This window comes from Amycolatopsis sp. NPDC051716, assembly GCF_040681595.1.
Lineage (GTDB): Bacteria > Actinomycetota > Actinomycetes > Mycobacteriales > Pseudonocardiaceae > Amycolatopsis.
This window is the reverse complement of record NZ_JBFAZA010000013.1, coordinates 29,157-41,686: the sequence shown is the minus strand read 5'-3', so window position 1 is coordinate 41,686 and position 12,530 is coordinate 29,157. Positions and strand designations below refer to the sequence as shown.

Annotated in this window: 14 protein-coding genes; 5 read left to right on the top strand and 9 right to left on the bottom strand. The window is 70.2% G+C overall.

Translation table 11 applies throughout. From position 1 onward, the window contains the following. The first annotated feature begins 516 nt into the window (after positions 1-516). From AB0M30_RS19415 to AB0M30_RS19405, 3 genes are all read left to right on the top strand, one after another. Positions 517-756, top strand: a complete 240-nt coding sequence (locus AB0M30_RS19415) for a DUF397 domain-containing protein (RefSeq protein ID WP_364585391.1) — start codon at positions 517-519, stop codon at positions 754-756. 90 nt (positions 757-846) lie between these two features. Beyond that, positions 847-1,737 carry a helix-turn-helix transcriptional regulator gene (locus AB0M30_RS19410; RefSeq protein ID WP_364585390.1) on the top strand — a complete coding sequence of 297 codons (891 nt, stop codon included), beginning with the start codon at positions 847-849 and terminating at the stop codon, positions 1,735-1,737. A 68-nt stretch (positions 1,738-1,805) separates the two neighbouring features. Continuing rightward, positions 1,806-2,684 carry an SAM-dependent methyltransferase gene (locus AB0M30_RS19405; RefSeq protein ID WP_364585389.1) on the top strand — a complete coding sequence of 293 codons (879 nt, stop codon included), beginning with the start codon at positions 1,806-1,808 and terminating at the stop codon, positions 2,682-2,684. 12 nt (positions 2,685-2,696) lie between these two features. On the opposite strand, the gene AB0M30_RS19400 is transcribed toward AB0M30_RS19405, so the two are convergent. Genes AB0M30_RS19400 through AB0M30_RS19385 form a run of 4 tightly spaced genes read right to left on the bottom strand, consistent with a single transcriptional unit; the run spans position 2,697 to position 6,034 of the window. After that, positions 2,697-3,110, bottom strand: coding sequence for a hypothetical protein (locus tag AB0M30_RS19400; RefSeq protein ID WP_364585388.1), 414 nt, complete (start codon positions 3,108-3,110; stop codon positions 2,697-2,699). Between the two features lie 4 nt (positions 3,111-3,114). Then, complete coding sequence (locus AB0M30_RS19395) at positions 3,115-3,885, bottom strand: fumarylacetoacetate hydrolase family protein (protein ID WP_364585387.1); 771 nt, start codon at positions 3,883-3,885, stop codon at positions 3,115-3,117. Next, positions 3,882-4,328: a nitroreductase family deazaflavin-dependent oxidoreductase gene (locus AB0M30_RS19390; RefSeq protein WP_364585665.1), complete on the bottom strand. Its 447-nt coding sequence runs from the start codon at positions 4,326-4,328 to the stop codon at positions 3,882-3,884. Before AB0M30_RS19390 ends, AB0M30_RS19395 begins: the two co-directional genes overlap by 4 nt. Next, positions 4,328-6,034, bottom strand: coding sequence for an acyl-CoA dehydrogenase (locus tag AB0M30_RS19385; protein WP_364585386.1), 1,707 nt, complete (start codon positions 6,032-6,034; stop codon positions 4,328-4,330). The genes AB0M30_RS19390 and AB0M30_RS19385 overlap by 1 nt, the downstream gene beginning before the upstream one ends. A gap of 235 nt (positions 6,035-6,269) precedes the next feature. On the opposite strand from AB0M30_RS19385, the gene AB0M30_RS19380 reads away from it, so the two are divergent. Continuing rightward, the gene (locus AB0M30_RS19380; RefSeq protein ID WP_364585385.1) at positions 6,270-7,769 is read left to right on the top strand and encodes a DEAD/DEAH box helicase; all 1,500 of its coding nucleotides are present in this window, start codon (positions 6,270-6,272) and stop codon (positions 7,767-7,769) included. 83 nt (positions 7,770-7,852) lie between these two features. Here the strand turns inward: AB0M30_RS19380 and AB0M30_RS19375 are convergent, their stop codons facing one another. The 5 genes from AB0M30_RS19375 to AB0M30_RS19355 form a co-directional block, all read right to left on the bottom strand. Further along, positions 7,853-8,674: an SMP-30/gluconolactonase/LRE family protein gene (locus AB0M30_RS19375; RefSeq protein ID WP_364585384.1), complete on the bottom strand. Its 822-nt coding sequence runs from the start codon at positions 8,672-8,674 to the stop codon at positions 7,853-7,855. After that, the gene (locus AB0M30_RS19370) at positions 8,671-9,048 is read right to left on the bottom strand and encodes a DUF1761 domain-containing protein (RefSeq protein WP_364585383.1); all 378 of its coding nucleotides are present in this window, start codon (positions 9,046-9,048) and stop codon (positions 8,671-8,673) included. The genes AB0M30_RS19375 and AB0M30_RS19370 overlap by 4 nt, the downstream gene beginning before the upstream one ends. A gap of 85 nt (positions 9,049-9,133) precedes the next feature. Next, entirely contained in the window at positions 9,134-10,018 is an 885-nt protein-coding gene (locus AB0M30_RS19365) for an ABC transporter permease (RefSeq protein WP_364585382.1), read from the bottom strand. Further along, positions 10,005-10,796, bottom strand: a complete 792-nt coding sequence (locus tag AB0M30_RS19360; RefSeq protein ID WP_364585381.1) for an ABC transporter ATP-binding protein — start codon at positions 10,794-10,796, stop codon at positions 10,005-10,007. Before AB0M30_RS19360 ends, AB0M30_RS19365 begins: the two co-directional genes overlap by 14 nt. A gap of 19 nt (positions 10,797-10,815) precedes the next feature. Continuing rightward, a complete protein-coding gene (locus AB0M30_RS19355; RefSeq protein ID WP_364585380.1) occupies positions 10,816-11,868 on the bottom strand; it encodes an ABC transporter substrate-binding protein in 1,053 nt (350 codons plus the stop codon). Between the two features lie 209 nt (positions 11,869-12,077). Here AB0M30_RS19355 and AB0M30_RS19350 point away from each other — a divergent pair, with 209 nt between their 5' ends. Further along, positions 12,078-12,458 carry a hypothetical protein gene (locus tag AB0M30_RS19350; RefSeq protein WP_364585379.1) on the top strand — a complete coding sequence of 127 codons (381 nt, stop codon included), beginning with the start codon at positions 12,078-12,080 and terminating at the stop codon, positions 12,456-12,458. The last annotated feature ends 72 nt before the right edge of the window (positions 12,459-12,530 follow it).

Genomic DNA, 12,530 nt, shown 5'->3' with positions numbered 1-12,530 from the left:
TTCGACGATCCGGCGGAGGGTTCCGGCGCCCCTTATCACCCGGATGAACTAAGGCGTCACACTTCCGCGACAGTTGCCCGCGCAACTCACCCGGGGCGATTCACCGTCAGTACCACCTTCAGAGCCGACCATTCAGCCCAACGGCCTAGTCGGAATTGCGCGCAAGTCCCCCATCGGAATCGTGGCCCAATATTCCAAGTTCCGACCAGAATATGCAGCGGCCGCGGCATGACTCAGGCCGGCATCGCCGACTTCGGGACGTCCGTCCGCCAATGGTGCACCACAACGGGCATACCAGACAAAGCCCCTCCGCGGCGCGGCTATGCGGACCGAAACCGCGCACCAACCAGGAGCACCTGCATGAGCACGTGCACCTCCTCCAGCGCTGATCGAGTGAAAAACTCACCCCAAGTGACGACGTCCCGCGCACCACCCTTGCCAACGGAATATTCAAGATCTAAGCCTGAATAAGCTGGATATTCCGAACTGCGACCGGCACTTGACACAGGGGGAGCCATGGAGATGAACAGCTACGACCCGATGACCGTCAAGGACGCGTTCAGCGCGGACACCTGGCAGCGGAGCCCGCTGTGCGGCCCCGACAAGGGTGACTGCGTCGAGATCAACCTCGAGCGGCCCGGGCTGGTGGCGATCAGGGATTCGAAACTGGCCGACGGTCCCGTCCTCGTGTTCTCGGAATCCGAATGGGACGCGTTCACCCGAGGACTGCACACCGTGGTGAGCCCGGACAGCTGACGGGCGCCCGCCCGATCAACTGAGCGTGCGACTCCGGCCCGGACGGCTACTATGATCGGGGCTTCACGCCTCCCGATTGGACGACCTGACGTGGCGCGGCCGCCCTCCTCATCACCGGACTCACCGGACGACAACGAGTTGCGCCGGCAACTCGGGCTCAAGGTGCGCGTGCTGCGCAAACGAGCCGGGCTGAAGCAGGAGCAGCTGGCCGAAAAGGTCAGCTACCACCAGACCATGATCAGCCGCCTGGAAAAGGGCTATCCGCTCAGCGCCGGCGTCCTGCTCAAGATCCTGCCGGGCCTGGACGCCACCGAGGAGGAACGAGCCGAACTCCTGCGGCTGAACGGGGTCAACGAGCGCGGGCGGGAAAAGCGGAACCGCGACCTGGCCGAAAAAGGGGCGCCATGGTTCCACCGGATCCTGGTGTCCGAACCATCCGCGACCAGGATCCTGAGCTGGACCGGCGAGCGGCTCAAGGGTCTGCTGCAGGCCGAAAGCTACATGATCGCGCAGTTCTTCGAGCACGATGTCGACGACATCGCCGACGCGGTCACCGGCCGCTCGGCGCGGACAATCCGGGCCTTCACGGAAAACCCCGGCTGCCGCTACGAGTTCCTCATCAGTGAAAGCGCCGTCGAACGCGTCGTCCAGTGCGTGACCGTCAACGAATACGTGGCGATCGACCAGTTGAAACACCTCCTCGACCTGGTGAAACGAAATCCCAACATCGACATCCGCGTGGTTCCGTTCGCGAGCCGTCTGCACGTCGACCCCGACTTCACGATCATGGAATTCGCCGACCCGGAGCCCACCCTCGGCTACAGCGAAGTACTGGGCACCCTGATCACGACCGATCCGGGCGGACTCGACCTGAGCCGCCTGTACGACCATTGGGACCGCCTGCACCGATCCGCCTACGATCCCGAGCAGACACGCGCTGTTCTGGAAAAAGCCCTCGATCGGCACCGGAGGTCACCCTGATGCCCGTCGGTGCCCGCGAAGACGCCGAATAGAATGTTCCTGTCGCCAACGCTATCGGGGAGCGAAAGATGACAACCACGGGGAACGAACGGTTCCCGCCGGCCGGAGTGGATCTGAGCCGGCCGAGCGTCGCCCGGATCTACGATTACTTCCTCGGCGGTGACGCCAACTGGGAAATCGATCGGCAATTCGCGGACAAACTGCTGCACGAGTTCCCGATCCTGCGCCCGATCGCCCGGTCGAACCGGTTGTTCCTGCACCGGCTCGTCCGGTACCTCACCAAACAGGGGATCCGGCAGTTCGTCGACCTGGGGTCCGGGGTGCCGACCATGGGGCACGCCCACGAAGTCGCCGAACAGGTGGCGCCCGGGCAGGTACGAGTCGCCTACGTCGACCACGAGCCGGTGGCCGTCGCGCACTCCCGGAGCCTGCTGCGGCAGTACGGCGACGAAGACCGGCACACGGCCATCCACGCCGACCTGCGCGATCCCGCCGGCCTGTGGGAGAAGATCGCGGAGACGGGCGTGATCGACCTGGACGAGCCCGTCGGGCTGCTGATGATCGCCGTCCTCCACATCCAGCAGCTGCCGGCCCCCGGGAGCCCCGCGTCCGAGGACCTCGGGCCGCAACTCGTCCGCACGTACCGCGACCTGATCGCGCCGGGCTCCTACCTCGGCATTTCCCACGTCACCGGCGAGGGCATCCCGCCCGAGTCCCTCGCCATGCTGAACCGGATCAAGACGATGTACGCCGAGTCGGGCAGCCCGGTCATCTGGCGGACGGCGCGGGAGATCCGGGAACTGTTCGGCGACTTCCGGATGGTCGAACCGGGCCTCGTGTGGACGCCCCAGTGGCACCCCGACGAGGCGACGATCACCGACGAAACACCGCACCTGGACGACGCCAAGCAGTCCATCGTCCTGGCCGGCGCGGCCCGGAAGGAATGACCGGACGCCGCGTCAGCGAAGGAAGAGCAGGCCGGCCGCGAAGAAGACGGCCGGCACCACCGCCGCGGCCGAACTGATGACGCCCGGCCCGCCGCGCCAGCCGGTCGGTGACGCGGCCAGGACCAAGTGGCGGACCAGTGCCGCCTCCACCACCGCAGCCAGCAGGAACCCGAAGCCGACACTGAAGATCGCGGCCGCGCCGACGACGAACAGGCCCGACGTCGACGCCGCGGCCAGGGGCACCGCGACCTCCCAGCGCACCACCCCCGCGGCCGCCGCCAGCAGGGCCAGCAGCAGCACGAACGCCACCAGGAATCCGATGCGCGGGGGCATCGGGTGGGGGCCGTGCGCGAACACCCAGAAGCCCGCGTCGAGCCCCGCCACGACGATCGCCAGCACGACGAAACCGGCACGGAACGTCAGCACCCGGTCACTCTAGCGGCGTGAACCTCACTTCCACACTTCCCAGCTCGCCGAAGTCCGCCACCACGTGGCCGCCCGCCCGGATCGGGCACGGTGGGGTCGCCGTTCCCGTCGTCACGATGTCGCCCGGGCGCAGCGCGCGGCCGTGGCGGGGCAGCTCCATCGCCAGCCAGTGCAGCGCCAGGCGCGGGTCGCCCAGGACCAGGCTGCCGCTGCCCCGGGAGAACTCCTCGCCGTCGGCGTGGAGGACGACCGGGCGGCGGGGCAGGTCGAGGTCGCGCCACCCCGGCACCGGACCGCCCTCGACGAACCGGCCCGCGCACGCGACGTCGGCCAGCAGCTGCGGGCCGCCCGCGTGGCGGTGGTCGGTGTAGCGGCTGTCCGGCAGCTCGATCGCCAGGAACATCGTGTCCACCGCGTCGAGCACCGCCGCCAGCGACGGCGACAATCCCGGATCGGCTTTGAGCCGGAAGGCGAATTCGGGTTCGGCGACGCCCATGGTCATGGTGTCCGCCGGGACCGGGGCACCCTCGACGTGGTGGAACCGCTCGAACATCGCCCCCGGTAGCGGGCCGGGGACGTCGAGGTACTGCCGGGCGTACACCGTGGTCGCGGCGATCTTCCAGCCGGACACCGGCCCGGCCAGCTCGGCGAGCGCCGCCTGCGCCGCCATGCCCTCGGCGAGGTCGCCCGGGCGGGCGTCGTCCGGGAGGCCCTCCAGCCGCTTGCCGGTCAGCCACGCGTCCCAGATCAGCTCCGCCGCCCGCTCTCGCTTCACGCCCGCGATCTTGCCAACCGGAACACCGGGTGTCGATCGGCTTCCGCGGCGAAGGTCCCGGCCGGGTCGCCCGGCTTGGCGTCGAAGAACGGCGCCGTCACCGGAAGCTTGCGGACGTACGCGCGCAGCACCGGGCCGGCGGTCGCGGCGTCGGCCTCCTCGACCTCCCACGTCTCACGGGTGCGGCCGCGCCACAGCCGGGCGGTGGCGTCGGCGCGGAGGTTGTACACCCAGCCGACCTGCCCGTACGGCGACACCAGCCAGCGGTCGCCGCCGACTTCGACGACGTTGACCGGAGTGGTGCGGTCGGCGCCGGAGCGCCGCCCGCGCGTCGTCAGCAGCCACCCGGTGCTCCCCGCGATCAGGATGCCGCGTTTTAGGCTCGCCGTCACCAGGACGTTCGCCGCTTTCCGCATGACACCCAGCCGGTACTTTCGCGCCATCACGGCTGCATAGCGTAGCCCCCGGAAAGCTCCCGCACCCGCGCCCAGACGTTCTCGAACCGCGCGGCGTCGACCACCGGCTTGCGCAGCGCGGCGAGGGCGATCGCCTGCTGGGCCTCGGTCGAGCTGGCCTTGCCGTTGAGGTCCACCGCCGCGACGCTGAAGTCCTGCACCAGCACCGCGAAGATCTGGTCGGTGACCTCGTCGTCCAGGCCGGTGATGCGGGCCTGCTCCAGGACGAGCTGGCCGTACACGATCAGCGTGAACAGCTCGGTCAGCGCGAGCCCGAAGTCGAGGTCGGCCTGCTGCGCCTCGTCCGGCGCCGCCTCGGTGAGCAGCTTGACCAGGTAACCGGCCTGCTCGGTGAACAGCGCGACGTTCGGGATGTGCGCGGCCTCGGCGTAGGCGGTCTTCCAGTCGTGGAACCGGACCTTCGACAGGCCGCGCGCCGGGCCCTGGCGGAAGAGGAACTCGTCGTCCACGGCGTCGGTGCGGGTCGGGACCGGCGCGTACTCCTGCGGCGCGAACAGGTAGTTCGGCATGAATTTCGCGATCAGCGCCAGGTTCACGGCCACCGTGCCCTCGAGCTTGGGCAGGCCGTCGATGTCGTTCTTGGACATCGCCAGGTAGGTGTCGGCCTCGAACCCCTTGGCCGCCACGACGTCGGCGACCAGGCCGATCACCTTCTGCGCTTCGGTGGTCACCTTCATCTTGGTGATCGGGTTGAAGAGCAGGTAGCGGCGGTCGTCGGGGTTCGCGCTGCGGAAGTAGTCGACGGCGCGGTCGGAGAACAGCTTCATCGCGGTGAGCCGCGTGTAGGCCTCGACGAACTCGCGGCGGACGTGCGGGAAGTCCGTCACGGGCTTGCCGTAGAGGACGCGGTTGTGCGCGTGCGTGATGGCTTCGTACAGCGAGTGCGTGGCCATGCCGATGCCGCCGAAGCAGAGGTTGAACTTGCCGATGTTGACGGTGTTCAGCGCGGCACTGAACGCCTCGGCGCCGACGTGCAGGATGTCCTCGGCGTGCACCGGGTAGTCCTCGAGCCGGAACTCGGCGACGTACATCTGCGACGGCACGACGTTCTTCACGACGTGGTAGTTCGGGTGCTCGGAGTCGGCGTAGAAGAAAACGTACTGGTCCGGGCCTTCGACGCCGTCGATCCGGCCGAACACCGACACCGTGCGCGCGCAGTTGCCGTTGCCGATGTAGTACTTCGAGCCGGTCGCGCGGTAGCCGTCGCCGTCCTTCGTCAGGACCATGTCCGAGGAGTAGATGTCGGCGCCGTGGTCCTTTTCGGACAGTCCGAAGGCGCCGACACCACCGGCGTCGAGGGCGGCGGCCGCCCGCTCGCGTGCCGTGGCGTTGCCGCTCTGCCACACCGGGCCGAGGCCGAGGATGGTGACCTGCCACGGGTACCAGTAGTTCAGCCCGTAGAAGCCGAGGATTTCCGACAGCGCGGCGACGCGGCTGGTGTCCCAGCGCTTGTCCGGGTGGCCGCCGGCGTTCGTGGCCGGCGTCAGGAAGGTCGAGAACAGGCCTTCCTTGCCCGCGAACTCGAGGAAGTCCGCGTAGAAGGTGCGGGCGTGGTAGTCCTCGGTCAGCTTCGCCTTGCCGCGCTGTTCGAACCAGTCGATGGTGGCGCGCAGCAGGCGCCGCGTCTCGGCGTCGAAGTGCGCCGGGTCGTACTCGCGCGGGTTCAGCAACATGGTGGTCCTCCTTGATTACCGACCGGTAACTTAGCAAGGCCGCGCGAGTGCGGGCAATCTCACTGGGGCTACGTCACCCTCGCCCGCTATACTGATCATGCGGGCCGCTCAGTTCTGCCTCGGCCCGCTGCTGTTGTCGACTACCACGCGCCGCGGCCGTTGACCGGTCTGCGCCGGGCAGGACAACCCTTCTCAGATTACGGAGACCAGGGCGCTCGTACGCCCGCACGCACTTATGAGCACTTTCGCTGAACTCGGCCTGCCCACCCCGCTCGTGGCCGCGCTGGCCACGCAGGGCGTCACCGAGCCCTTCCCCATCCAGGCGGCGACCCTGCCGCACACCCTCGCCGGGCGTGACGTGCTCGGCCGCGGCCGGACCGGCTCCGGCAAGACCTACGGTTTCGTGCTGCCCCTGCTGGCCCGCCTCGCCGCGGGCCCGACGCGGCGCAAGCCGGGCCGTCCGCGCGCGCTGATCCTGGCGCCGACGCGCGAGCTCGCGACGCAGATCGAGGCGTCGATCCTGCCGCTGGCCAAGCCGCTGGGCCTGAAGACGACCACCATCTTCGGCGGCGTCAGCGCGAACCCGCAGATCACGCGGCTGCGCGACGGCGTCGACATCGTCGTCGCCTGCCCCGGCCGGCTCGCCGACCACATGCGCTCCGGCCACGTGAAGCTCGACGCGATCGAGATCACCGTCCTCGACGAGGCCGACCACATGGCCGACCTGGGCTTCCTGCCCGAGGTGCGGCGGATCATGGACCAGACGCCCTCGCGCGGGCAGCGGATGCTGTTCTCCGCGACCCTGGACAACGGCGTCGACGTGCTGGTCAAGCGCTTTATGACCGACCCGATCACGCACAGCGTCGACTCGGCGCAGTCGCCCGTGTCGACGATGGAGCACCACGTCCTGCACCTCGAGGAGACCCACCGGCTGCCGGTGCTGGTCGACCTGACCGCGGCGCCGGGCCGCACGCTGGTGTTCACCCGGACGAAGAGCCGCGCGAAGGCACTGACCCGCAAGTTGGTGGCGTCCGGCGTCCCGGCCGTGGAACTGCACGGCAACCTTGGCCAGAACGCCCGGACGCGCAACCTCGAAGCCTTCTCGTCGGGCACGGCGAAGACACTGGTCGCGACCGACATCGCGGCGCGGGGCATCCACGTCGACGACGTCCGGCTGGTCATCCACGCGGACCCGCCGGTGGAGCACAAGGCGTACCTGCACCGGTCCGGCCGCACGGCGCGCGCCGGCGCGTCGGGCACGGTGGTGACGCTGATGACCGACGCGCAGGTCCGCGACGTGCGCGACCTGACCCGCAAGGCGGGCATCAAGCCGACGACGACCCAGCTCGGCCCGGGTCACCCGCTGCTGGCGGAGCTGGCCCCGGGCGAGCGCACGTTCTCGAAGGCCCCGGCGGTGGACAACCGGCCGAAGAAGGTGTCCGCCACGGGCGCCGCGCCGGGTGGCGGCCGCGGGCGCCGAGGCGCCCCGGCCACGCCGAAGGAGAACCGTGGCGGACAGCGGTCACGCGCGAACGGCCAGCCGCGGCGGGACGAGCAGCAGCCGCGTTCGGCTGCCTCGAGCCGGGGCGGCTCGGGCGGCAACCGCAGGGCCGGCGGCGCGACCAAGGCCGCGGGCACCGGCCGATCGGCCGCCCCGGCGACCGGTGGTCGCCGGAGTGGCGGCGCGGCCGCCTTTTCGTCCGGTACCCGGGCCGGCGGCCGCCGCCCTCGCTGAGCAACGTCAGGACGGAGGACGCGGCCGGCGACCGGCCGTGTCGTCCGTCCGCCCGCGCTGACCGGCCCGGAGCAGCTGGACGGCTAAGCGCGGCCCACGGAGACCGGATGGGTCAGGATCTGTCCCGTCCGGTCCTCCGCGGTCTCCCCCACCCCGTCGAGGCCGCGCCACTCCTGGACGACCACGTACAACGTGTCCTCGCTCAGCGCGCACGCGAAGCACCCTCGGTCGAACGTCAGCTTCTCCAGGACCTCGCCGCCCTCGCGGACCCGGGTGCACGACCGGTGCGGCACGTCCGAGACCCAAACCGCCCCTGAGGCGTCGAGGGCGATGCCGTCCGGGACCCCTTCGCCGAGGTCCGCCCACACCCGCCGGTCAGTCAGGCCGCCGTCCGGGTGCACCGAGAACGCCGTCAACCGGTTCGCGTACGACTCGGCCACGATCAGCGTTGCGCCGTCCGGGGTGAGCGCCATGCCGTTGCCGAAGGCGATGTCCTCCGCCACCGGGCGGACCGCGCCGTCCGGGGAGACGAACAGGATCGCCCCCGGCCGGTAGGGCTCACCGGCCATCAGGTCGAAGCCGCCCCCGTTGACGTAGCAGCCTCCGGCTCCCGTCGCCACTATCTCGTTGAACCCGGTTCCGCCCAGGTCGGCGTGTGTGGTCAGGCCGGACTCCGAGAGGCGCAGCAGGAGTCCGTCCGACGACGACACGATCACCGGCTGCCCGCCGAGGAAGTCGAAACACATCGGCATCGTCGGGAAGCCGGCGCGGAACACCACCTCTCGCTCCCCCGCTGGGGAGACCGCCACGATCTCGTGGGCCAGCCAGTCGGCGAACCAGAGCCGCCCGTCGTGCCAGCGCGGGGACTCGCCGAACGCGACTCCCTCGAGCAACACCTCCGTCATCGCCACACCCCCAGCAGAACCGCCACCACCGCGATCTTCACCAGCCAGTCGCCCGCGTGCAACGCGGCCAGGCCGGCCGGGACGCGCTCGTGGAGCACCGATCCCGCCAAGATCACCACCGGGAACCCCGCCCAGACCACCAGCGCCAAGCCGAGGGCGCCGGGCACACCTTCGACGCCGGCCGCACCGGCCAGCAGCGCGAACGCCGCCACCAGCACCAGTGTCCGGACGAACTCCGCGCCCATCCGCCACGGTGACGGCCGCGCCGTGGCGCCCGCCGGGCTGAGGCTGGCCCAGACCCGCCCGAAGCCGGTGTACCAGGCCGAACTCACCACGAACGCCGCCACCGACGCCACCACCACGGCGATCACCATTGTCCGCTCCTCCGCTCGTCACCACCGCTTGCGAAGGGGACGTCGGCGCCGAAGGCCCGGCTTCGACATCCGAGCGGAAAACTTCCTAGAGCGACGAGGTGAGCCCGCGGGCCCGCAGCACCGCGCGCTCCAGCGGGCGGAACACCAGCAGCTCGATCCCCACGCCGACCAGCAGGATCAGGAAGATCGCCGCGATCACCGTCTCCATGCTGTTGAACGACGAGCCCTGGTTCAAGTACGCGCCGAGGCCGATGCCGAGCTGGGGGGACAGCGCGATCAGCTCCGCCGCCATCAGCGAGCGCCACGAGAACGCCCAGCCCTGCTTGAGCCCGGCGAGAAAGCCCGGGAGCGCGGCGGGCAGCAGGATGTACCGGGCCGACGACAGCCGGTTCGCACCCATCACCTGGCCTACCCGCGGGAGGATCGGCGGGATCTGGTCGATGCCGGACACCAGGCCGTTCGCGATCGACGGCACCGAGCCGAGCAGCACCACGAAGTAGATCGCCGCGTCGTTGATCCCGAACCACAGGATCGCCGCCGGCACCCACGCCACCGACGGGAGACTCTGCAGCCCCGTCAGCAGCGGGCCGATCGCCGCACGCACCACGCGGACCTTCGCCACCACCAGGCCGAGCGGCGTTCCGATGAGGACGCCGGCGAGGAAGCCGAGCGCCGCGCGGTGCACCGACGTCCAGACGAAGCCGAACACCTTGCCGTCGACGACGATGCTCCAGAACTCGCCCCACACCGCGGCCGGTGACGGCAGCTGCGACTCCGGCCAGAAGGCGGCCGCCCACAGGACCTGCCACACGACGACCAGCACGACGAGCGCGCCCAGCGGCGGCAGGAAACCCCAGGCGAACCGCTTCCAGAAGCCCGGGCGGCGGTCGCCGATGGGGGCGTCGAGCGAATCCAGTCCCGCGCCGACCGCGTCCAGGTCGGCTTCCGCGGACCGGTCAAGCTGCGGCATGGGTGCTGATCACCTCGCGCAGGTGCCCGGTGATTTCCTCGGTCAGCTCCTCGGCGTCGGCCAGCGGCACGTCCGCCCACTCGCGCACGACCCGGCCGGGCCGCGACGACAGCAGCACCACGCGCTGGCCGAGCCGGACGGCCTCGCGCACGTCGTGCGTCACGAACAGCACGGAAGTGCCGGTGCTGCGGTAGACGCGCAGCAGCTCGCCCTGCAGGACGTCGCGGGTGATGGCGTCGAGCGCGGCGAACGGCTCGTCCATCAGCAGGAGCGACTGCTCCGGGTCGCCGCCGACGCGCAGGGTCGCGGCCAGCGCACGGGCCAGCGCGACGCGCTGCCGCATCCCGCCGGACAGCTCGTGCGGCCGCTTGCCGCCCGCGCCGTTCAACCGCACCAGGTCCAGCAGCTCGGCGGCCTTTTCGCGGCGCTCGGCGCGGCCGAACCCGGCCAGCCGCAGCGGCAGCTCGACGTTGCGGGCCGCGGTCAGCCACGGCATCAGCGCGGCTTCCTGGAACATCACCGCCGGCCGGGAGGTGTTCAGCGTGATCTCCCCCGCCGACGGCGCGTCCAGCCCGGCGACCAGGTTCAGCAGCGTGCTCTTGCCGCAGCCGGACGCGCCGAGCAGGCAGACGAACTCGCCGGGCGCGACGGTCAGGTCCACGCCGTCGAGCGCGACGACCGCGCGGCCGGCGGTGCCGAACGTCTTGCGCACGCCGTCGAGACGCACCGCGGTCGCGCCGGTGAAACTGGACCGGCCGGTCGGGAGGGTCGTGGTCATCGTTGGCTGCCTCTCCGGATCACTTGGTCAGTTCGGGAGCTACGACGGCGGGCAGGTTCTTGGCCTTCAGCACCTCGTTCAGTGGGCCGAAGTCGGCGAAGCCCTTCAGCGCTACCGCGGACTTCACCACGCCGGCCGTCACCGAGTCCTGCGCGAGCTGCGGGAATTCGGCGGCGACGGGGTCGGTGGTCAGCTCGATGCCGGAGAAGGCGCGGTCCAGGACCGCTGCGCTCAGGGTACTGCCGGCCAGCTCCTTGAGCGCGCCGTTGACCACCGTCTTCGCGTCCGCCGGGTTGCCTTTGGCCCAGTCGATGGCGGCGAGCTCACCCTTGAGCAGTGCGCGGATGGTGTCCGGGTGCTGCTGCAGGAACTCGCTGCGCACGATGACGACGGTGGTCGGGAAGCGGCCACCCGGCCACAAGGTTTTCTCGTCGACCAGGACATTCGCGCCGGCGTCGAGGACCAGCCGGGACGCCCACGGCTCGGGCAGCCAGCCGCCGTCGACCTCGCCCTTCTTGAAGGCGTCGAGCGTCTTCGGGTTGTCGAGGTTGGTGATCTTGACCTGGTCGGTCAGCTGCTTGCCGGCAAGGAACTTCTTGAGCGCGACGTCCTGGGTGTTGGCCAGCTGCGGCGTGGCGATGTTCTTGCCCTTGAGCTGGTCCACGCTGGTGATGTCGGGCTTGACGACCAGCTGCGCGCCGCCCGAGACGGCGCCGGAGACCAGCTGGATGGCGCCCTTGGACTTCGTGAAGGCGTTGATCGCCGGGCCGGAGCCGATGAAGGCGACGTCGAGGGAGCCGCCGAGCAGGGCGTTGACCTCTTCGGGGCCGGCGTTGAAGGTCTGGGTGGTGAGCTTGGTGGAGCCGAGCTCGGTCTTGAAGAAGTCCTTTTTGACGCCGATCAGCGCGGGAGCGTGCGTGACGTTCGGGAAGAACCCGACCCGGACCTCGCCGGCGGCCCCCTGGTTCGCGGCCGGGGCGGTGCTGCTGTCGGCGCGCGAACAGCCGGCCAGCACGCCCACGACGGTCAGGGCGGCCAGCGCCGAGGCCAGGGTTCTCCGAGGGGTGCGCACGTCAGCATCGCCTTTCGTCGGTGTCGGGGCGAGGTTCGCACGGTCACCCACTCAGGCGCATAGCCATCCGCATCCCGGGAATCCTGGTGAGATTTCTTGACATCGGCGGCCGCGGCGCTTACGGCTCGCGGGAGAAAGTCGCCAAACCGGGCAACCGCTCGAGTCACCCGGACGTGGTACAGGGTGGACCACGGATTCGGGAGGAAGACATGACGAGCAGGGGCCAGGGAGCCGCCGGCGTCCGCGTGGCGCTGGTCGTGTTGTTCATCGGGCTGGGGCAGGCGTCGTTCGAGTGGCTCAGGTCACTGGGGATGGACGCGCTGACGAGCTCGGTGGTGTGGGCGATCCCGGTCGTCACCGCCGCGGCGGTGACGCTGGTGTTGTGGGTGGCGTCGGACCGCGCCTTCACGCTGCGCAACTGGTTGCCGGTGGCGATTTCCATTCCGGTGTACCTCGGCGGGGCGTTCGGCTTGGCGACCGCGACGGCGAGTTTGGTGGCGTCGATCGTCAGCGGCGTGGGGCTGGGGGTGGCGGTGGTGGCCGTTGCCGGGCTGATCCGGTCGCGGCGGCGGGTTTCGGCTGGTCAGTAGGGGTTTATGGGTGGGTTGCCTCCTTCCGCCGCCCGCATCCCGGTCACGTCGACTGACCTTGGCGAGGAGCGC

Coding starts and splice junctions, on each gene's coding strand:
- AB0M30_RS19415 (WP_364585391.1), top strand. CDS start 517: ATGGAGATGAACAGCTACGACCCGATGACCGTCAAGGACGCGTTCAGC.
- AB0M30_RS19405 (WP_364585389.1), top strand. CDS start 1,806: ATGACAACCACGGGGAACGAACGGTTCCCGCCGGCCGGAGTGGATCTG.
- AB0M30_RS19390 (WP_364585665.1), bottom strand. CDS start 4,328: ATGGCGCGAAAGTACCGGCTGGGTGTCATGCGGAAAGCGGCGAACGTC.
- AB0M30_RS19385 (WP_364585386.1), bottom strand. CDS start 6,034: ATGTTGCTGAACCCGCGCGAGTACGACCCGGCGCACTTCGACGCCGAG.
- AB0M30_RS19380 (WP_364585385.1), top strand. CDS start 6,270: ATGAGCACTTTCGCTGAACTCGGCCTGCCCACCCCGCTCGTGGCCGCG.
- AB0M30_RS19375 (WP_364585384.1), bottom strand. CDS start 8,674: ATGACGGAGGTGTTGCTCGAGGGAGTCGCGTTCGGCGAGTCCCCGCGC.
- AB0M30_RS19370 (WP_364585383.1), bottom strand. CDS start 9,048: ATGGTGATCGCCGTGGTGGTGGCGTCGGTGGCGGCGTTCGTGGTGAGT.
- AB0M30_RS19365 (WP_364585382.1), bottom strand. CDS start 10,018: ATGCCGCAGCTTGACCGGTCCGCGGAAGCCGACCTGGACGCGGTCGGC.
- AB0M30_RS19360 (WP_364585381.1), bottom strand. CDS start 10,796: ATGACCACGACCCTCCCGACCGGCCGGTCCAGTTTCACCGGCGCGACC.
- AB0M30_RS19350 (WP_364585379.1), top strand. CDS start 12,078: ATGACGAGCAGGGGCCAGGGAGCCGCCGGCGTCCGCGTGGCGCTGGTC.